The organism is Dehalobacter sp. TBBPA1 (genome assembly GCF_040931655.1).
Classification (GTDB): Bacteria; Bacillota; Desulfitobacteriia; order Desulfitobacteriales; family Syntrophobotulaceae; genus Dehalobacter; species Dehalobacter restrictus.
In genome coordinates, this window is sequence record NZ_CP162385.1 from 22,116 (window position 1) to 41,172 (window position 19,057).

Here is a 19,057-nt window from a genome sequence, read left to right on the forward strand (position 1 = left end):
AATTTTCGAGTTCTATCCGAGTTCTATCCAAAACAGGGTTGGACGCAATTTTTTCGCTGATTTTTGCAATGCCTAATTTTCCTGGCAAACACGAAAAAAATTCCCGAAATCCCTGATTTCACAAGGCTTTCGGAGAATACTATCTACATGTATTGACTTCCATCTACCGTTAAAGTACAATTAAGCAGTTAGACTCGAAATCAAATCGGTCAAAGGCTCGACCGCTCGGCGAAAACCCAGTAACCATCAGGCTTTGTTAGCGCCGGATGAGTGAAAAATTTTTGCGAATGCTAACACTTTGCTAACAGTTTTCTAAAAAGCGTTTTTCCGCTTCGGCGGTAAAATATATATGGAAGAGTATCGAAGTGGTTGTAACGGCCCTGACTCGAAATGCGGTTGTCCGCAAGGGCACGTGGGTTCGAATCCCACCTTCTCCGCCATTGAAGATAAAGCTTCATCGCAAGATGAAGCTTATATTAATAAGAAGGTGGGATTCGAACGGGCGGATAAAGAAAAGCCGACCTATGGGAGGGTTTTCCCGCCCCGGCGTGAAAGCGAGCCGAAGGCGAGCGGAGCGAATCCCACCTTCTCCGCCATTGAAGATAAAGCTTCATCGCAAGATGAAGCTTATTTTAATAAGAAAGTGAAATTCAAACGGGGCGCGCTCGGGCTGTCATCCATGGCCTGGCGGCAAAGTAAATTAGCTATTAAATAGTTTGTCCCCATACTTAGCATATAACAAGTTGAACCAAAGCTTATATTGCTCCCGCTTTTCTTGTTTATTTTTATACATTTCATTATCAGCATTCCTATAAATGTGATCTAAGCTGCCATTATGAGCATTCCCTAATGCAGCACCAATGGAAAAACTCACAGGTAAGTAAGAGTTTTCTTTGTTATGTTTTTCGAGTTCAAATTCGATTCTTTGACAGACCTCTTTTAATGAGCCAGGTGAACAATTTGGTAAAACAATTGCAAATTCATCACCACCTACCCGGGCAGCAACATCGTTTTCCCGGACAGAACGACGAAGTATTGAAGCAGTGAAAGTAATAAGCAAATCTCCGGCATGATGTCCCAAAGTATCGTTTACTACTTTAAGCCCGTCAACATCACATTCTATAATAGCTACTGGATTAGACCTGCCTGAACACAGTCTTAACAATTCTTCATTAAAGAATGCTCTGTTGTATAATCCTGTAAGATCATCGTGAAAACTGATAAATTTTAACCTGTCCTCAATTTGTTTTCTATATGTTAAATCCGTAAATATAATCACTGTACCTTTATATTTTTCACTTACGTCCAGCATGCGGTGAAAGTTTATAACCAGATTCCTAATTCCTAATTCGAGCATCTTCAAATTCTTTTCAATGGATATTTCAATATCATTTCCGCTGATAAAAGTAGTGAATTCTTCTGCGAGCCAAGGTAATGCATGTACAAAATATATTTTAGGTTTTTCACTGGAATAATAAGATGTCCCATCAATTCCTGCAGACTTAAGAAACTCTTTAGCAGCATTGTTCATGTTGTCAATCATATTATCACTATCCAAAATGATCGAAGGAGTTGGAATGCTTTCAAATATTGTTAAATACTTATTCTTTTCATTCGTCATCATACGATTTGTATTTTGAAGACTTAGCGTAAGTACTTCCTTTTTCTCGTTGATCCACTCACTGCTAAAAGCTAATTCTACACGATCAAAAAACCGATTAATAAACAATAAGAAGTAATCACAATCTATATTTTTTTTCCTATAAGTTTCTATTATCAGATCGAGATAGGATTGACGATAATATTTCATCAATCCTAAAAACATTTCTAGGGTAACGCCACGTTTACGATGAAGCTGTGCTTCAAGTATCCCAAAAGAACCAATTGGATCATTTACATAATCTTCATCCACATTTAATTCAGGTATAGATTCACAGGACTTGAGAACTGAGATTAAAGCTTCGGATAACCCGTCAATTGATGTACGCCAAGCTTCTTCCAGAGTAGAGGTATATTTTGTATAATTATGCATTTTTGCATATTCTAAGGTACGTCTAATTAAAAATGTTTGATTTGATTGGATCAACTCAACTGGCTCTTTCATCATAGTCCCTCCTCTCCTTTAGAAAGAATTAAAAAAGTGTATTTAGAATCAATGATTCGACATTAAATGACATACTCCTCTCCGTTTGTATCAAACTATCATTTGGGATTATGCAGATCCATATTTCCTAATTTGATGGGACTTAATTCCTAAATATTAAGGAAGAAAAAGGAATTAAATTAATACTGTAGAATTTAAATTTCACGTAGTTAATCTTATTTTTACATTATTTTTAATTGAGAGTAAGTTACTCGATGCAAACGGTGGTATGAAAGGAGAAAAAACCATGAAACCTCGTTTATCTAGAAATATTGCAATTGCGATATGTGCAGTCATTTTTTGTTTAGGTATAGTCACCTATGGTTATGCGCAAAATGCTTACTGGCCCGGATTAAAAATAGGCGAAGATAAAACTCCATATGTTGCTGTGGCAGTGAACGGGGAGATTTCCGGTGATAAACTTATCTTACATTGGGACCAGGTTGATCATCCTAAATTTTCCGGCTATAAAGTGGTGATTTCAAAGAGCAATCCGAATCCGAAGTATCCTGACGACGGGTATTTATACTACATTACCGACAGGACCACGACCAGTGCGGTGATCAATAACAGTGAAGCATATAAAAACGGAGACTTTGGCGAGAAACTTGTCCCTGGTGAAAAATACTATTTTAGCATTACGGTGCTTTATTCGGATAAGACCGTTCCGGGTGACAGTCTGCAACTGACATATCCGGTCGGTACGACTGTCTCTTCACCGGAACCTGCCGAGGAAGCTATCGCAACGCCGACCGAAACAACGCAACCCACTAAGGAAACACCGGCTACAGAAACAAAACCCACTGTCAAACCGGCTGTATCTCCCTCTTCAAAGGCGCCTCAGGTGACCGTTTCTACGGACAACAACCGGCTCATTATCAAATGGAATCCGATTTACAGTGAAAGCTTCCAGGGCTATAAGGTCGTTATTTCCAAAAATAATTCCAGACCGGCCTATCCCAGTAGCGGTTATTTGACCTACATTACCAATCAAAGCACCAGCCGATGGGTAATCGACAACAGCACAGCGTATCACGGCGGAGACTTTGGTAGTTATCTGACTCCCGGACAGGCGTATTACGTTAGTGTGACGGCTTTATACAGCGATGGCAAGTTTGCCGGAAATGCCGTTCATGTCACGTATCCGGCCGATGGATACGATCCACTAGCAGAGAAGGAAGGTGTCCAACAGAGCTTGGATCCGATTGCCATATCGGCAACAGCTAGCGGCAGTAATTTAATTTTGAGCTGGCCAGCTTCAGAAGCAGCAAATTTTGAAGGCTACAAAGTGGTCATTTCAAAGAGTAATCCTAACCCAAAATATCCAAATGACGGTTATCTGGAATGGATTACCGACCGGAACAGGACCTCGGTGACAATCAATGCTGACACTTATTATCAGGGCGATATCCAGGGTAATTTAGTTTCCGGCGAGTACTACTATTTCAGTATCAGCATCATTTATGACGGATGGATCATTGTTCCGGGCCCTGCGCAATATGTCAGGATCCCTTAGCTGAAAAAATCTTCAGTTTTGGCTCGTTTTTTATGTGAAAAGCGGGCCTTTCTGTTGGTCTGAAACATAAAACGCAAAAAGTAAAAAGCAAAAAAAGTTCTTTTTTTTTTGAACATAATCATATATTATAAGTAGGTAGTAATAAAAAAATATACTTGTAGAATGGAAGGATGGGAGAGAATGTTGCCACTACTGCTTGCACTGCTGCCAATAGTAGTCATTGTTGTTATGCTTATTGTGTTTAAAAAGCCAGCCCATACCAGTGGAATTGTGGGTTGGCTTGCTGTTTCTCTTGTGGCGTTTTTGTTTTTCCAGACGTCGGGAGAAGTCATTGTACGCTCGACACTGGCCGGTCTTATTAAATCTTTTTCGGTATCATTGATCGTAGCCACATCGCTGCTGCAAATGGCCTATATGGAAAAGACAGGAGCCTTAAGACGAATTATTATATTTATTAAAACCTTAGCCAGTGAAAACAGAGCCGTTCAGATTATGATGATTAACATTGGATTTGGAACCCTGATGGTTGCCGTCGGGGCAACTCCCGTATCTCTTCTGCCGCCTATCTTAATTGCGATGGGATACTCTACGTATGTAGCCATAGCTTTACCGGCGATCGGATATGACTCCCTGTGTACGTATGCCTTACTCGGTGCCCCGATTGTGGTATTTGTGGATATCGCGAACAGCTTTTTAGGAAAGGGCAATGAAATTACCCTTTCTCAGGCCGGAAGCATCTTCTTTATGTTTTTGCCGGTTGTATCTACCCTGATTGGCTTTTCGATGCTTTGGATTGTCGGAAAGTGGAAAGCCGTCAAAGAGGGGATTGTCCCAGTATTGGTTACGGGCATTACCATTTCGATTGTCGCTTATTTTACCAATCATTATGACAATCTGGTTGTCCTCACAGGAGTCTTAAGTGGTTTTGCAGTCATTCTTGTAATGATCCTGTACCTTAAGCTAACGGGTAAAAAAATTATTGATCGAAGCCGGCTGACGCCAGAAGAACTTGCCTATGAAAATGAATATCCTTTGTGGAAAGCCATTATGCCCTGGCTGCTTTTAATCGTTCTGATTCTGGCGCTGAACCTGCCGAAGGAATCTTTCGATTATTTATACCGGACACTGACGCTCGGTATTCCCGGCTTATCTGCAGATGGCAAGCCGATAGCAACCAGAGCTTTATGGAATGCCTATACCTGGATTCTGGTCAGCATCTTGATTTCGATTCCGATTATGCGCCCGAAAGCCGCCCAAATTAAAGATTCAATAAAAGTTTGGTGGCGAAGGGCACCAAAACCTGTTTTCTCAGCGGCGATCTTCTTTGCGATCGGTGAAGTCATGAATATGTCTGGATTTAATATGGCTTCCAATCTCAATGCCGCACTGCCGAAAACACTGTGCCCAAGTATGGTTAAAGTACTCGCAGACTATTCCGCACAGGCTTTTCATGGAGCCTACGGTGCTGTTGTAAGCTTTATCGGATTATTCGGAGGATTCATTACCGGAAGTGAAGCTTCGACGATTGCGATGTTTGCAAAATATACCATGTCTACAGCAACGAATCTTAACTGGGGACTTAAGGGTATTATCATCGTTACAGCCGGGTTAGCCTTTGGTGGAGGACTAGCCAGCGTAATTTCCCCGGCAAAGCTCCAAAATGCGGCCGCATCTATTGATAAACTTGGTGAAGAAAACAAAGTTATGCGCGTTGCCTTTATTTTCGCGCTCATCATGTCAGCAGTGACTGCAGCTGTGGTGGTCGCCTTGCTTAAGTTCCTGGTGTAATCAGGAGATCATATGTAAATAGAGTCCCTGCTGAAAGATGATCCTTCAGTGCCCCGATCTCTGAGAACCGGTCATCCAAATAAGAACAAGGGCTTCACAATTGTGAAGCCCTTGTTCTTTATTTAGATCTATCAGTTTTATATCAGCCTGAACTATCCTACGCTGACAGCAGGCTGATTTTTGCTAAGCCGTCTTATTTCCAGCGTTATCAACATTGCGGTGATCAGAACGGATAAGATATCCGCAATCGGTGCAGCTCGCCAGACCCCCTCAATTCCCCAAAAATGAGGCAGGACCAAAAGAAGCGGTATATAGAGCAGTACCTGCCGGGAAAGGCTCAGAACAGATGATTGAAGCGGCTTGCCGACTGCCTGAAAGTAACTTGAGCAAATAATTTGAAAACCAATCAGCGGGAACATGGTAAAAAATACCAGTATCACGTGAGTTGCCAGTACTGTAAGCGCCGTATCGTTGTCACTGAACAAGCCAATAATTTGTTCGGGCCAGAGATGTATGACCAGATAACCGACAACAGCAATACCGGTGCTCGCGATGATGGCCTTCTTCAACGCTGCCTTAACTCTTTCAAACTGCCTGGCTCCATAGTTAAAGCCTATGATAGGCTGAGCACCCTGGCTGACACCGATAATCGGCATAAAGAACAATGTTGAAATACTCATAATGACGCCGACGGCAGACAGCGCCAGGTCGCCGCCATAAAGCATGACACTCTTATTCAAAAGCATATTCTGCAAACTGTTGGCAAGTTGCATCGCAAACGGAGCAAAGCCAATGGACAATATGACTAGATAGATCGAAAAATCCGGTTTTAAATTTTTTAGGCGAAGCTTAAGTGTGCTGTGGCCGAGAAGAAAATAGCCCAATACCCAAAGCGACGTAATGAATTGGCCCGAGACCGTTGCGAATGCGGAACCCGCTATACCTAATCCCAAATGGAAAATAAAAATGTAATTCAACACCCCGTTAATCACAGCGCCGAGAATTTGCGTCAGCATCGCAATCCTAGGGTTTCCTTCAGCTCTGATAAAATTATTCATGCCAAAACCGATTGCGCCAAAAACGGATCCCGCAACAATAATATTGGTAAAATCAAGTGCATTGGGCAATACTTCCTGATTAGCACCAAAAAAGACTAAGAGCTGTTCAGCAAATGAGAAATAGAAGGCCATAAAAAGGAGCGGAAACATAATCAAGAGAGTAAGTGCATTACCCACAATTTTCTCGGCTTCTTCTTTTTTCTGTTCTCCGAGCCGGATGGAGATTAATGCTGTTGCACCAATACCAACTAGCATCGCGAGTGCCATAAACAGAAGCATAATTGGGAAGGCCACTGTCGTTGCAGCAATCGCAAGTGTGCCAACGCCGCGGCCCACAAAAATCCGGTCAACAATATTATATAAGGCATTCACCAACATGCCGACAATCGCCGGCCAGGAAAATTGCCATAATAGCTTCCCGATGCTCTTATTACCGAATTCAAAACTTTTATCCATGTACAGTCTCCTTCTACAGTTTCTTCATAAACTGGGCTACATTTTTACCTAAAGAACTCAGGTAAATTAAAGATTTCCGCTTGTTGTTTTTATCCTCTGAACAGATTATCGGAAAAACAATAATTATTCATACTAGCATTTTTGTTTGAATATTTCAAGGAGTTTTTTTGAAATATTCTTGTATGCATTTGTCAAAAAAATAAAAGGACTTCATTCCATAGAAAAATCCTTTTCATTTGAAAAATACTAATATTATTCTGTTCCTAATATTCCTGATCGCCGAGAAGCGTCGACAGACGGACTCCAAGGGCTTGAGTAAGATGGAAAAGTGTTTTAATAGATGGATTTGTTTTATCTCTTTCGATTTCACATAGATAAGAAACGGAAATACCAGCAATCTTAGCCAGTTCCTTTTGTTTTAAATGCTTTTTCTTTCGAATCTCCCGAATTTTTGAACCAAGGGACATAACACCACCTCTGTCTAATAATTACGCATATAGCGTAATTATGCAATGATTAAATTTAGCCGTCTGCTAAAAATAGGTTCCAATCCCAAGAAAATATAGAATATTCTTCCACGTTGCGCGTATTTACGTCAAAAATGTATAGTAGCTCAGTAGACCTGGCGTTTTTCAGCGATTATACTAGTATTAATTCGCTATTATCGAAAATTTGGAGGAAATTGCGTTGACTGTCGGGGATAGGATAAAAGAACAAAGAAAAGAAAAAAAGTTCACACTTCGTAAGCTTTCTGAAAGAAGCGGTATCTCCATCTCTTATTTGAGTGATATTGAACAAAACAGAAGAAGGCCTTCTTTAGACCGGCTGACAGATATTGCCCTGGGTCTAGGAGTATCGGTATCCTACCTTTTAGGAGAACAAACGATGGATGCGGGCTCAGAACCTGAGTATTATTCCCTGGCGGATAAAAGCGTTCATTTCAGGGAAGTTTTAGAGAAATTGGACGACTTTGATTTCTGGGAAGAAAAAGATCAGGAAGAACTGCTGACGTATCTGCAAATAAAAAAGAAGATCAGGGATTCCGACTCCTCCTGAGCTGCAGACCGGCCTTTAAACGGATATGAGGCGTTTTAAAGACGCTATTATCAAAAAATAATCACATATATAATGGTAAAAGAGGAAATTAATGTTTCTCTTTTTTGCGTTTTTTGATTTAATGTGGTAAAATCGGTTAAAGTAAAAAAATGTAGAATTTTGTCACCTTGAGATACAGGACAAACATTATGGGAGGATCTCAAGCATAGAAAGATTTTATTCTGACAAAATAACAAAAGATGATGGCGAAAAGCTGTCAAAAGTCCTTAAGGAGGAAAGACCGTGTTTCAACAGAAAAGGATTGGCCGTTTTCTGGCTATGTTCCTGGTAGCATTTACGATTGCTGCACAGGTGATGTTTGTCGGGACAGCCGCCTTTGCCGAAGACAGGGAAAAAGTAAGCCAAGAAGAATGTAACGTCGTTAGTGCAAAAGAAGATCAAACATACAGACAAGAGAATTTAGCACGAATTGCCAGAGACTATCAGGTCGACCCAGAATATCTAGCGTATATTGCGAGCGTTGAAGAGACCTTTCAGCTGGAACCTTATGAACTGTTTGCCTTAATTGCCCAAGAATCAAAATATGTGCCTGCCACCAATATGGATGGTGGATCCTTATCCTACAATACAACTCAAATGAAATTGGCTACAGCTAAAACGGCCTACATGGCTATCACCGAATATTATCATAAAGAGATCCCTTATCCGAACGGGGAACTCCTGTCAGCAGACAAATATTATGCGACCTACTTAGCCGGTGGATATCTGAAGTATTTAGAGGATGTCTATATGAATAAATATGAATCGTACACGGCATATCGATTGGGGATCAACGGCAGGTTGACCTTTTACGAGAATAATGGGCATTACAAATCGGCTTATGCAGTTCAAGTCGAATCTTTAAGCCGTTCCTTTGCCCAATAATTGTTACATTTAAAAATTCAAGTATACTTTTTCCTGGCAAAATTGAAAAGGGATTTTCACCGTGAACGCGGTGAAAATCCTTTTTTAATGGTTTAGTGGCTTATATAGAAGAATTTCTATCTGGTATATTTCGTTACAGCCATTTATTAATTCACCATATTCCAGGCGGAATCCGAAGTCATTCCTTCAATGTCTGGATAGGCGCTTTCGCCATGTTGGCTGATATCAAGGCCTGTTTCCTGTTCTTCAGTCGTTGCTGCAAGAGGAGTAATGAGACTGATGACTTTAAGGATCAAGAAGGTCATGACGCCGCAGTAAGCATAAGTTGCGAGGATGGCCAAAAGTTGTATCCCAACCTGGGAAAATGACCCGGAATAGAAAAGTCCATCCGCACCATTGGGGTTTAGAGCCGTGGTGCAAAAAATGCCGACAGCCAGGGTTCCCCAGGTCCCGCCAATACCATGAATACCAAAAGCATCAAGTGCATCATCGTAACCCAGTTTAACTTTCAGCCAAGCGACTGCAAAGTAGCACAAACCTGAAGAAACCAGTCCGATCAAGACCGCAGCAAGCGGAGTCACGTAAGCGCAGGCAGGTGTGATGGCGCCGAGCCCTGCAACCATGCCTGAGACAGCACCGAGTACGGTTGGTTTGCCATGAAGCAGTTTTTCAATAATTATCCATCCCAGTAGTCCGGCACAGGCAGACAGATGCGTAGTAGTCGAGGCAAGCACAGCAATACCGTCTGCAGCCAGTTCACTACCGCCATTAAACCCGAACCAGCCAAACCACAGGAGACCTCCGCCAAGAATCACATATGGAATGTTATGTGGGATAGCCTGTTCTGAGTCTTTATGGTAGCGTTTGCCAATATACAAAGCGGCAATCAAGGCTGAAAAGCCCGAACTAATATGGACAACAATCCCTCCGGCAAAATCCAAGACGCCCAGATCAGCCAGCCAGCCTCCGCCCCATACCCAATGGGTAAGAGGCACATAAATCAAAAGGCTCCACAGGGAGATTAAAAGGATATAGGCTGGAAAGCGCAGTCTCTCCGCTGTTGCTCCGGTCATAATAGCTGGAGTAATGATTGCAAACATCATTTGATAGAGCATAAACAACATATGAGGAATTGTTGCACTTTCTGTTTTGGGATTCAGACCAACACCTCTTAAGCCTTCATAGTCCAATCCGCCAATCAAATGCCCGATATCCGGCCCAAAAGCCAGGGTATAACCGATAACAATCCAGAGAATCGAGATAATTCCGATTGCAGCGATGCTTTGCATCATGATCGACAGGACATGGCGTCTTTTGACGAGCCCTCCATAAAAAAAAGCGAGTCCGGGTATCATTAAAAAAACTAGGGCGGTGCTGAAAAGCATAAAGGCAATATCGCCATAATTCATTACAATCTCTCCTTTTTATCCTTGCCATCCTTGCCAGCAGGTTTTTGACATTCATGGCATCGCGACATTGGTCCAGTCGAATTACTTTATCGTCCGTGACGTATTCAACACCGTGAAGGCTATTTAGACGCCTCCACGCTTCCTGTTCCGCCGTCCATAGACATCAAAAAAAGAAGCCCCCAAAAAACCGGCCTGCAGGCTGGCTTTTTTTGTGGCTCCTTTGCCTAAGAAAAATATAATGAACATTCAGCAGGCTGTAAAGAGATAATAATGATAAATAATGTATACAGACAAATATACTGTATACATTATTTGTTGGCGAAACGAATCTTATTTTCAGAAGGGATAGTTTGCTTAATTTGAGATACATATGCCAGCATCTCTGCATAATCTGCACTGTCCAGCAGCGGATCCTGCCCTGACTGATAATTGGCCAGGGCCTTTGTCACATTTAAGACGCGATATGTCTTCGGACCGGCTCCTGGAGTTTCATCAATCCAGGTCGGATAGTATGCAACATGTGTGATAACTGGTTTTTCAGCAGAACGGATATCCAGAAAAATATCAACCATGATGCCCATATTCGCCGTATCTGTTTTTTGATCGGAAATAAAATTTCCCTGGGCATAGATCACCAATCCTTCTTTTTCTTTACCAGTGGACTTGCTTTTTACTTGGAGAAAGGTGATCGGCTGGACAGCATGGACATGATTGCCGGCGATGATATCAACCTCCGTATTTTCAAAGATCCAGGTGGCCAGATTGATCTGTTCAGCGGAGGGTTTTACGGCATACTCCGTTCCCCAGTGCAAAGAGGCAATAACTAAGTCTGCTCCCAGAGCGCGCGCCTTCTCAGCATCCCTAAGGATTTTTTCCCGGTCCAGATAATTCACAGCAAAAGCTTTATCTTCAGGAAGGGTAACCCCATTGGTGCCATAGGTATAGCTTAAGAAAGCGATACGCAGGCCGGAAATTTCCTGGATCAGAATTTTCTGACTGTCTTCGGCGGTCTGATAGGTTCCCGTATGTTTCAGACCAGATTGATCCAGAAAATCGATCATCCGGCTTAGGCCCGAAAAATTCCGGTCTAAAGAGTGATTATTAGCGGTAGAGACAACATCTACACCAAGTGTTTTCCGGACAGCGTCAGCCACTTGTTCCGGGGTATTAAAAGAAGGATAACCGCTATAAGTCATTTCCTTCCCGGCCAGGGTCGTTTCAAGATTGGCAAGAGTCAGGTCGGCGAGCCTTGTATCCTCCCCGATTTCTTCAAAAGAAGGTCTAAAATCATAGCCTCCGCTTATCTTGGCTGCCTCGTATTGCGTTGGATGGCACATGATATCCCCAAGCAGCGTAAGTTTAATTTGCGTAGATTCAGCAGCCTCAGGTTCAGAAGCAGCGGTCTCTGACGAATTACTTTCAGAAACGGCATCATTGGCGGCAGGCATCAGTTCTGTGGATTCGGAAGCCAGCGGTGTCTTGGCTTTTTCCCAAACGGTAACACTAAGAAGTAAGATCACCGCTGCAAATATAGGAAGCCAACGTTTTCTTAACATAGCCATCACCTAAATTCTTCACAAATTTGTTAACCAGCGTTCACATTAATGACACATAGAGTGGATAAAATAGCATCATCAAAAGATCGTTGGAATATGCGACAGGGGGTGAGCATGTGAGTAAATATCGCCAGGAAATTAAAATGAGCATCAATAACTTCGACAGAGCAGTACTGGTCAACCGTTTAAATAGGGTGCTTCCCAAGGACAAACATACCGGGCCGGAAGGCTTTAATACCGTCAGAAGTCTTTACTTTGATGATATTAATGATACGGCATTATTGGAGAAGTTGATAGGGGCTAAATATCGGGAAAAATTTAGAATCAGAACATATGATCATTCTACAGCAATCATCCGGCTTGAGAAAAAAGTCAAGAACGATGGGTCAGGCTTTAAAGAGAGTGCGATTTTGACCGAAGAGGAATGTCAAGACTTAATCAACGGCAACTATCAATTTTTGAAAAATTGTCCGGAAGCTGTATGCCGGCATCTTTATACGAAAATGAGAACTGGCCTGTTTAAGCCAAAGACAATTGTAGAGTATCAACGTCAGGCCTACATATGGGAACCGGGTAGGGTAAGAATCACGATCGACGGTGATGTAAAAACCGGACTCGCTGCAACCAGCTTTTTGGATTTTACCACCCCACTGGCCTATGCTTTAGCGAGTGATACAGCGATTCTGGAAATTAAATATGACTGTTACCTGCCGAGTCATATTGCCAACCTGATTCAATTAGACAGCAGACAGAAGGCAGCAATCTCAAAATATGTTTTATGCCGGAAATACGGATAAAAACGCAAAAGATAAATAAATACAAAGAATGCGGATTAAATGCGCAAAATTGAACCTCAACATCAAAATAATTTAGAATCTTAATGGAGGATAGTATTATGGATGCAACAACGACTGCCGTTACAACGGCGGCTACAGATCAAACATTTACCTTTGCAGATATTTTTAAAAACAATTTTCTTGAAAACGCAGTCACAAATTTTTCTATTGTTGATGTGGCGATTACGTTACTGATTTCTTTTCTACTCGGACTGTTTATCTATGCGGTGTATAAGAAGACGTTCAATGGGGTCATGTATTCCAGGAACTTTAACGTTTCTCTTGTAGGGATGGCAATGATTACCACACTCATCATCATGGGTGTCACGTCTAACATCGTTCTTTCTCTCGGCATGGTTGGAGCTTTAAGTATCGTACGTTTCAGATCAGCAATCAAAGATCCAATGGACATTGTCTTTATCTTCTGGGCCATCGCAGCGGGAATCGTCAGCGGGGCAGGGCAGTATCTGCTGGCCATTAGCGGGTCGATTGTCGTCGGAATCATGCTGATTATTTTTACAAGTAAGACAACCAATGAAATTCCTTATATGGTGGTTGCAAACTGCAATAACGGCGAGGCAGAAAGAATGCTGCTGTTAAAGCTGGCGGAGCATGTCAAAAGAATGAAAATTAAATCAAAAGCAGTTCGCGGCGGACAGGGAATCGAGCTTACCGTTGAAGTGCGATTAAGAGTTGATAACACAGATTTTGTCAATACCTTGGCAGCTATAGAAGGAGTAAACGATGTTGTCCTGGTAAGTTATAACGGAGAGCTTGCAGTGTAATCATCCTTTAAGCAGCATTGCATCCGACGCCTGAAAAAGAGGGGTTAAAACATGGACAAAAAAATTACAGGGATTGTTGCGGCCCTGCTTGCAGTATGCACCTTAACGACCGCCTATTCAGTACTGTCTTCCAAGCAGGGAGACAGTGCCGTCCATTTGAACACTGGAAGAACAGGAACAGGCAGCTCCTCCGCAGGGTCAGTTTATTCTGCTTATATGGAACGTTTCTTCGATCCTGACAAAGTCATCGAAATTCGCATTTCAATCCCTGAGGCGGATTATCAGGACATGCTGCAAAATCCCGCAGAGGAAGAATATAAAGAGGCTCAGGTTGTGATTGATGGCTTGAAGACAAAAAGTGTCGGAATCCGCACCAAAGGCAATTCCAGCCTTAATTCAGTCCTGAAAAGCAATTCCGACCGCTACAGCTTTAAAATTGATTTTGATCATTATATTGAAGGGCAAAGCCTTTCGGGTCTGACCAAACTGAATTTGAACAATGGCTGGGGTGATGCGTCCTGTATGCGGGAATACCTATCCTACTCGCTGCTGAAAGAGATGAACGTTCCTGTTCCTGCTTATTGCTACGCGAACCTTTATATCAATAATCATCCAGCAGGTTTGTATCTGGCAGTTGAGGGCGTTGAAGAAGCATATGCGGAAAGGTACTTTGGCCAGGACCATGGGACACTCTATAAACCGTATGGCGATCGGGGTAAAGGAAACGATTTGGTTTACAGTGATGACAATATTGAATCCTACAGCGGCCTGCAAGCTGTGACCGCCTTGAAAGAAGGCAGCAATGAGGCTTTAGTTAAGATGATCAAAGCACTAGATGAGGGCGGTGATTTAGAAACGTACCTGAATATTGACGAGATCCTACGATATTTTGCAGTTAATACCGTACTTGTCAATATGGACAGCTATCAGGGACAGTTTACCCACAATTATTATTTATATGAGGAGAACGGAGTATTCAGTTTCCTCCCCTGGGATTATAATTTGTCCTTTGGTGGATTTGGCGGAGGTACTGCGCTGTCTATTGATCAGCCGGTTTCCGGAACGTCATTAGACCAGCGCCCACTGCTGGGCAAACTACTCGAAGTACAGGCGTATAAGGACGTCTATCACCAATACATGAAAGCTTTTATCCAAGGGCCTTTTGCTTTGGAGAAAATGACGGCTAAAATCGAGAAAACCGCTGATCTGATTAGACCTTATGTCGCAAGTGACCCAACCAAGTTCTATACGCTGGAACAATTTGAACAAGCAATCGGCGAAGGCTCTTCTCAGGAACCTATAACAGACAGTAAGACCACATCCCGAGGCGGCTTTGGGGCTGGAAAGAATATGCCGGGAAGCGGAGATTTGATAGGATTGGTTGCATTTATCCGGGACCGGATTGATAATGTCTCCAAACAGCTAAGCGGGGAACTACCTTCATGGGGAACAACAGAGGATGCGGCCGGTGAAAATGCAGGTGGGCTACAGCCGCCGCTGACAAGACAGGGACAACAGGCGCAATGGGGACAACGGGCAGAGCAAGGGCTGCAGGGAATACATCCCGATATAAGACAGGATCAAGGCATGCAGCCACCGGGAAATATGCCAGAAGGAATGGATTATAAGCAAAAGATACCGGGCATAAATTGGCAGGAAGCGCCGGGTCAGAATTCTAATAATAGATGGATAAACCGTCGAGAAGATTATCTTATTGGCGGTGCGGCATTCGTGCTTATAATTTTAAGTCTGGCTATCCTGAAAAAAAGGAACAAGCATTCGATTTAAGTATAAAGAGGGTTTGCTGTTTGAACATTGATTCAGAGCAAACCCTCTTTATTTAGTATCATGCCTATCCTAAATCTACATATTCCTACTGGTAAAATTTCAGTATACGGCGTTGTCTTGCAGCTCCTTGCCATACAAAATTCCCCTCAATGGTTTACATAAATTTTAGGGTTGACAAGGCACTAGTGCTGGACATTATATTCTTTAAGCTGGGAGATTACTTTTTCATTTTCCGGCATCACGTACTCGGATTTGACCAGACCGACGTCTTTCTTATAGTAATATAAGCTGTAATTTCCGCTTTCAGGATACGTGATTTTTACAGTCAGGCAATTTTCAAAAATCCCGGCTGGCACTTCTACCGTGGCGGCCGTGTCAATGATCTCATATGAATTTCCTTCACTGGTCCACGAATTGCCTGCGGCAAGCGGTAATTGCAGCAGGACGGCCTCAATATTTGACGGTTGGTTCAAAATGTTTTTATCTTCATAGAATTCAGACTGTCTGAAGGTATTAACAATACGGTCTGCTGCAACTTCATACCTGTTAGCGGTGACAGTGCCGCCATTGTCAATAATGACCTGGTATTGATTACGCTGCTGGTACGTAACTTTTTCTGTATACGAAGCATATTCGTTACCGATTCCTTCATAGAACCAGTAATTGCCGACACTCAACGGAATGTACGCGGCAATATTTTCAGTCTGCTCGCTGGAGGGAGAAGGGGCCGGTTTCGGTTCCGGTTTGGCGAGAGAGCATCCGTTAAAAAACAAGAGAGCCAGAACGATAATGCTCCAGAGGGCATGCTTTTTCTTTAATACATGTGTAATAGGTTCGGGGACAATTTTCATTGAATTAGCCTCCTTTGCAGTCTAAAAAATGATACAACACTATTTTCAGTATGCCAAAAAAATAATAATATAGCCAACTTTTCATTCTGTTTGATTTCCTATCTTGCAAAACAATGTTGTCATGCTACAATGTCACTATAGTCATAAATTCGTGACTTCCGTATAAAATATAAATGGATAAACTGTATCACATCCTGTATGATATTGCTGAAACGGCAGAGAAAAAGAAAAGCATATTTGAAAAGGGGACGCGAAAATGGCGAAAAAAAAGAAAATCGTGGCAGCCATTATTGCTGCAGCTGTATTGCTTTCAGGCTATCTGGGGTGGGAATATTTTTATTCTTCTGATGACGGGACGGTTGAGGCATCCGGTACAATTGAAGCTACCACCGTGGATTTGCGTGTGATGATCGCCGGCAAGGTTCAGAATTTTCAGGTAAAATCCGGGGATAAGGTCAAGAAAGCAGATATCATTGCCGAGATACAGCGTAATGATCTGGCAGCCCAGCTGGAAAGGGATAAACTAAATGTAGCAATTGCTCAAAACAATCTGGATGCTTTGCCGTCGGGAAGCAGTGACCATACAATTACAGCTGCCCAAGATCAGGTAATGCTGATGCAGGCTGTCGTCAAAGCAACGGAGGCGCAGCTGGCTGATCTGCAGATAAAATCTCCGATTGACGGGACCATTCAAGCCAAAGATTATGAAATTGGTGAATATGTCACGGCCGGATCCACGTTGGCCACGGTTGTCAATCTGGACCAGGTCTGGATTAACGTATATATACCGACAGATGACCTGCCATTTTTAGAATTGGGAAGGGAAGCGAATTTCACGATCAGTGGTCTGGACAGGGTGTTTACAGGCACGATTGCTGAAATTGCCAGCCAGGGAGAATTTACGCCCAAAACGATTCAAACCAAAAGAGAAAGGGCCAACATTGTCTACAAAGTCAAAATTGCAGTGGATAATCCCGAAGGATTATTGAAACCAGGCATGCCGGCAGATGTTGTGATCAAAATGCTAGAGACGGCCAATGATTAAGGTAAATCAGCTGTCTAAAAAATTTGGATCTCTGCTGGCCGTTAACGATGTAAGTCTGAACGTCAGCGAGGGAGAAATTTTTGGTTTGATTGGTCCGGATGGAGCAGGTAAAACGACGCTCATTCGGGTTATCTGCGGGCTGTTGACCCCAGATGCCGGTGAAGTAAGGGTTCTGGGGCTCACGGACAGAGAACGGGAAAAAGGAAAAGACGCCGGTGCCAGAAATTTTGGTTATATGCCGCAGCGTTTCAGCCTCTATGGCGACCTTACGGTCATGGAGAACTTACTCTTTTTCGGGGAGATGTACAGCCTTAAAAAAGAAGTCATTATCCATCGTTCGGAAGAGATTCTGGAAATCACCAACCTGGTTGCGTTTAAAAAAAGATTTGCGGATCAACTTTCCGGCGGAATGAAGCAAAAACTGGCGCTGACCTGCGCGCTTGTCACCAGGCCGAAACTGTTGATTCTCGATGAACCGACCTATGGTGTTGATCCGGAATTCCGGAAGGAGTTCTGGAAGATTCTATACCAGTTGAACCGGGAAGGAATGACCATTCTGGTGTCTACCCCATATATGGATGAGGCGGAACTTTGTACCTGGGTAGCGTTCATGAATGAAGGAAGCGTTCATGTGCTGGATACGCCAGTGGGCCTGAAAGAAAAATTCCCTTATCAGGTCTGGGAGGTTATGGCTGATACAAAAGAACCCTGGCTGTTCGGGAAAACAGATGGAATCCTGGATTATTCCCTATTTGGAGACAAGTACCGTTTGATCATGGACAAGAACGTCGAGGCAGAAGCCTTGATTGAACAGACCCTTACGACAAAGGGCTGCACCTTTAGCCAGCTGCAAAAAGTGGCCCCTTCCATTGAAGATGTCTTTGTCATCATGGCAGGAGGAAAATAGATGGAAAATGTGATTATTACCGAAGGCCTGATAAAAAAATTTGGTGACTTTACCGCAGTTGACAACGTTTCGCTTCGGGTCGGAAGAGGGGAGATTTTTGGTTTTTTAGGACCGAATGGCGCGGGTAAATCGACGACAATCCGAATGCTCTGCGGCATTTTGGAACCAACCGGGGGCTCTGCGGTAGTTCTGGGCTATGATCTCCGAAAGGAAGCTGAAAAAATTAAACAAAGCATCGGCTATATGTCTCAAAAATTTAGCCTCTATGATGACCTTACAGTGAAAGAGAATTTAAAATTCTATGCAGGTCTGTATGGAATTCCGCGCAAAAATTTATCCGGGAGAATGGATGAAATGATTGCGATGGCCGATCTGACAGGAAGGGAAAATGAACTTGCCGGTAACTTAAGCGGGGGCTGGAAACAACGGCTTGCCTTGGGTTGCGCTATCATTGCCAAACCACCGCTGCTTTTCCTAGATGAGCCGACCAGCGGAGTTAGTCCGACCAGCCGCAGAATGTTCTTTCAGATCATCAAAAAAATGACGAATGAGGGAACCACGGTCATGGTAACAACCCATTTTATGGATGAAGCAGAACGCTGTCATCGGGCCGCGTTTATATCCGGCGGGAAACTGATGGCGGTGGATAGTCCGGACCAACTCAAGAAAAAATCAATTCAAGGTTGCATGGTTGAGCTAAAGCTCAAGGATGGCATGCAACGCGTGAAGGAAATCGAAAAACTGCCTTATGTTAAGGAGTGTACGATCCACGGGGCGCTCCTTCACGTCCTGCTGACAGGAGAGGATGATGTTTCGCAGCTGGAGCAGGACTTGGCCTGCGAACCTCAAATTATTATGCCTTCTCTGGAAGATGTTTTTGTAGCTTTGGCCAAACAGCAAAGAACCTCGGGATACGCCGAATAGACGAGGAGGATACGA

At 43.0% G+C, this 19,057-nt stretch carries 17 protein-coding genes; 11 read left to right on the forward strand and 6 right to left on the reverse strand.

Translation table 11 applies throughout. The annotated features are described in order from the left end of the window. Positions 1-349 precede the first annotated feature (349 nt). Positions 350-715 carry a hypothetical protein gene (locus AB3489_RS00110; RefSeq protein WP_368293473.1) on the forward strand — a complete coding sequence of 122 codons (366 nt, stop codon included), beginning with the start codon at positions 350-352 and terminating at the stop codon, positions 713-715. Here AB3489_RS00110 and AB3489_RS00115 read toward each other — a convergent pair. Further along, positions 701-2,104, reverse strand: a complete 1,404-nt coding sequence (locus AB3489_RS00115; RefSeq protein WP_368293474.1) for a diguanylate cyclase — start codon at positions 2,102-2,104, stop codon at positions 701-703. The two genes, AB3489_RS00110 and AB3489_RS00115, sit on opposite strands and share 15 nt — an antisense overlap. A 286-nt stretch (positions 2,105-2,390) precedes the next feature. On the opposite strand from AB3489_RS00115, the gene AB3489_RS00120 reads away from it, so the two are divergent. After that, the gene (locus AB3489_RS00120) at positions 2,391-3,659 is read left to right on the forward strand and encodes an S-layer protein (RefSeq protein ID WP_368293475.1); all 1,269 of its coding nucleotides are present in this window, start codon (positions 2,391-2,393) and stop codon (positions 3,657-3,659) included. Positions 3,660-3,839: 180 nt separating this feature from the next. Beyond that, positions 3,840-5,447, forward strand: coding sequence for an L-lactate permease (locus AB3489_RS00125; RefSeq protein ID WP_368293476.1), 1,608 nt, complete (start codon positions 3,840-3,842; stop codon positions 5,445-5,447). 152 nt (positions 5,448-5,599) lie between these two features. On the opposite strand, the gene AB3489_RS00130 is transcribed toward AB3489_RS00125, so the two are convergent. Together AB3489_RS00130 and AB3489_RS00135 are read right to left on the reverse strand one after the other, a co-directional pair. Continuing rightward, a complete protein-coding gene (locus tag AB3489_RS00130; RefSeq protein ID WP_368293477.1) occupies positions 5,600-6,961 on the reverse strand; it encodes an MATE family efflux transporter in 1,362 nt (453 codons plus the stop codon). Between the two features lie 263 nt (positions 6,962-7,224). Continuing rightward, positions 7,225-7,428, reverse strand: a complete 204-nt coding sequence (locus AB3489_RS00135) for a helix-turn-helix domain-containing protein (protein WP_368293478.1) — start codon at positions 7,426-7,428, stop codon at positions 7,225-7,227. A 220-nt stretch (positions 7,429-7,648) separates the two neighbouring features. Between AB3489_RS00135 and AB3489_RS00140 the strand changes: the two genes are divergently transcribed. Together AB3489_RS00140 and AB3489_RS00145 are read left to right on the forward strand one after the other, a co-directional pair. Then, on the forward strand, positions 7,649-8,017 hold the full coding sequence (locus AB3489_RS00140) for a helix-turn-helix domain-containing protein (RefSeq protein WP_368293479.1): 369 nt from the start codon (positions 7,649-7,651) through the stop codon (positions 8,015-8,017). Positions 8,018-8,299: 282 nt separating this feature from the next. Continuing rightward, positions 8,300-8,941: a hypothetical protein gene (locus tag AB3489_RS00145; protein WP_019224884.1), complete on the forward strand. Its 642-nt coding sequence runs from the start codon at positions 8,300-8,302 to the stop codon at positions 8,939-8,941. Between the two features lie 146 nt (positions 8,942-9,087). Here the strand turns inward: AB3489_RS00145 and AB3489_RS00150 are convergent, their stop codons facing one another. Beyond that, the gene (locus AB3489_RS00150; RefSeq protein WP_368293480.1) at positions 9,088-10,350 is read right to left on the reverse strand and encodes an ammonium transporter; all 1,263 of its coding nucleotides are present in this window, start codon (positions 10,348-10,350) and stop codon (positions 9,088-9,090) included. Positions 10,351-10,658: 308 nt separating this feature from the next. Next, positions 10,659-11,906, reverse strand: a complete 1,248-nt coding sequence (locus AB3489_RS00155; protein WP_368293481.1) for a CapA family protein — start codon at positions 11,904-11,906, stop codon at positions 10,659-10,661. A gap of 116 nt (positions 11,907-12,022) precedes the next feature. On the opposite strand from AB3489_RS00155, the gene AB3489_RS00160 reads away from it, so the two are divergent. The 3 genes from AB3489_RS00160 to AB3489_RS00170 all read left to right on the forward strand — a co-directional run bounded on the left by AB3489_RS00160 (position 12,023) and on the right by AB3489_RS00170 (position 15,315). Beyond that, the gene (locus AB3489_RS00160; RefSeq protein ID WP_019224881.1) at positions 12,023-12,703 is read left to right on the forward strand and encodes a polyphosphate polymerase domain-containing protein; all 681 of its coding nucleotides are present in this window, start codon (positions 12,023-12,025) and stop codon (positions 12,701-12,703) included. Between the two features lie 98 nt (positions 12,704-12,801). Continuing rightward, the gene (locus AB3489_RS00165; RefSeq protein WP_368293482.1) at positions 12,802-13,527 is read left to right on the forward strand and encodes a DUF4956 domain-containing protein; all 726 of its coding nucleotides are present in this window, start codon (positions 12,802-12,804) and stop codon (positions 13,525-13,527) included. 51 nt (positions 13,528-13,578) lie between these two features. Beyond that, entirely contained in the window at positions 13,579-15,315 is a 1,737-nt protein-coding gene (locus AB3489_RS00170) for a CotH kinase family protein (RefSeq protein ID WP_368293483.1), read from the forward strand. 182 nt (positions 15,316-15,497) lie between these two features. Here the strand turns inward: AB3489_RS00170 and AB3489_RS00175 are convergent, their stop codons facing one another. Beyond that, positions 15,498-16,166 (reverse strand): hypothetical protein, encoded by a 669-nt coding sequence (locus tag AB3489_RS00175; protein ID WP_368293484.1) that lies wholly within the window; start codon positions 16,164-16,166, stop codon positions 15,498-15,500. 256 nt (positions 16,167-16,422) lie between these two features. Between AB3489_RS00175 and AB3489_RS00180 the strand changes: the two genes are divergently transcribed. The 3 genes from AB3489_RS00180 to AB3489_RS00190 are packed head-to-tail and all read left to right on the forward strand — an operon-like array spanning position 16,423 to position 19,042. Then, the gene (locus AB3489_RS00180; RefSeq protein ID WP_368293485.1) at positions 16,423-17,211 is read left to right on the forward strand and encodes an efflux RND transporter periplasmic adaptor subunit; all 789 of its coding nucleotides are present in this window, start codon (positions 16,423-16,425) and stop codon (positions 17,209-17,211) included. After that, positions 17,204-18,118, forward strand: coding sequence for an ABC transporter ATP-binding protein (locus tag AB3489_RS00185; protein ID WP_368293486.1), 915 nt, complete (start codon positions 17,204-17,206; stop codon positions 18,116-18,118). The genes AB3489_RS00180 and AB3489_RS00185 overlap by 8 nt, the downstream gene beginning before the upstream one ends. Beyond that, positions 18,119-19,042 (forward strand): ABC transporter ATP-binding protein, encoded by a 924-nt coding sequence (locus AB3489_RS00190; protein WP_019224875.1) that lies wholly within the window; start codon positions 18,119-18,121, stop codon positions 19,040-19,042. Positions 19,043-19,057 lie beyond the last annotated feature (15 nt).

Coding starts and splice junctions, on each gene's coding strand:
- AB3489_RS00170 (WP_368293483.1), top strand. CDS start 13,579: ATGGACAAAAAAATTACAGGGATTGTTGCGGCCCTGCTTGCAGTATGC.
- AB3489_RS00190 (WP_019224875.1), top strand. CDS start 18,119: ATGGAAAATGTGATTATTACCGAAGGCCTGATAAAAAAATTTGGTGAC.
- AB3489_RS00130 (WP_368293477.1), bottom strand. CDS start 6,961: ATGGATAAAAGTTTTGAATTCGGTAATAAGAGCATCGGGAAGCTATTA.
- AB3489_RS00135 (WP_368293478.1), bottom strand. CDS start 7,428: ATGTCCCTTGGTTCAAAAATTCGGGAGATTCGAAAGAAAAAGCATTTA.
- AB3489_RS00115 (WP_368293474.1), bottom strand. CDS start 2,104: ATGAAAGAGCCAGTTGAGTTGATCCAATCAAATCAAACATTTTTAATT.
- AB3489_RS00175 (WP_368293484.1), bottom strand. CDS start 16,166: ATGAAAATTGTCCCCGAACCTATTACACATGTATTAAAGAAAAAGCAT.
- AB3489_RS00125 (WP_368293476.1), top strand. CDS start 3,840: ATGTTGCCACTACTGCTTGCACTGCTGCCAATAGTAGTCATTGTTGTT.
- AB3489_RS00180 (WP_368293485.1), top strand. CDS start 16,423: ATGGCGAAAAAAAAGAAAATCGTGGCAGCCATTATTGCTGCAGCTGTA.
- AB3489_RS00155 (WP_368293481.1), bottom strand. CDS start 11,906: ATGTTAAGAAAACGTTGGCTTCCTATATTTGCAGCGGTGATCTTACTT.
- AB3489_RS00185 (WP_368293486.1), top strand. CDS start 17,204: ATGATTAAGGTAAATCAGCTGTCTAAAAAATTTGGATCTCTGCTGGCC.
- AB3489_RS00150 (WP_368293480.1), bottom strand. CDS start 10,350: ATGAATTATGGCGATATTGCCTTTATGCTTTTCAGCACCGCCCTAGTT.
- AB3489_RS00120 (WP_368293475.1), top strand. CDS start 2,391: ATGAAACCTCGTTTATCTAGAAATATTGCAATTGCGATATGTGCAGTC.
- AB3489_RS00165 (WP_368293482.1), top strand. CDS start 12,802: ATGGATGCAACAACGACTGCCGTTACAACGGCGGCTACAGATCAAACA.
- AB3489_RS00110 (WP_368293473.1), top strand. CDS start 350: ATGGAAGAGTATCGAAGTGGTTGTAACGGCCCTGACTCGAAATGCGGT.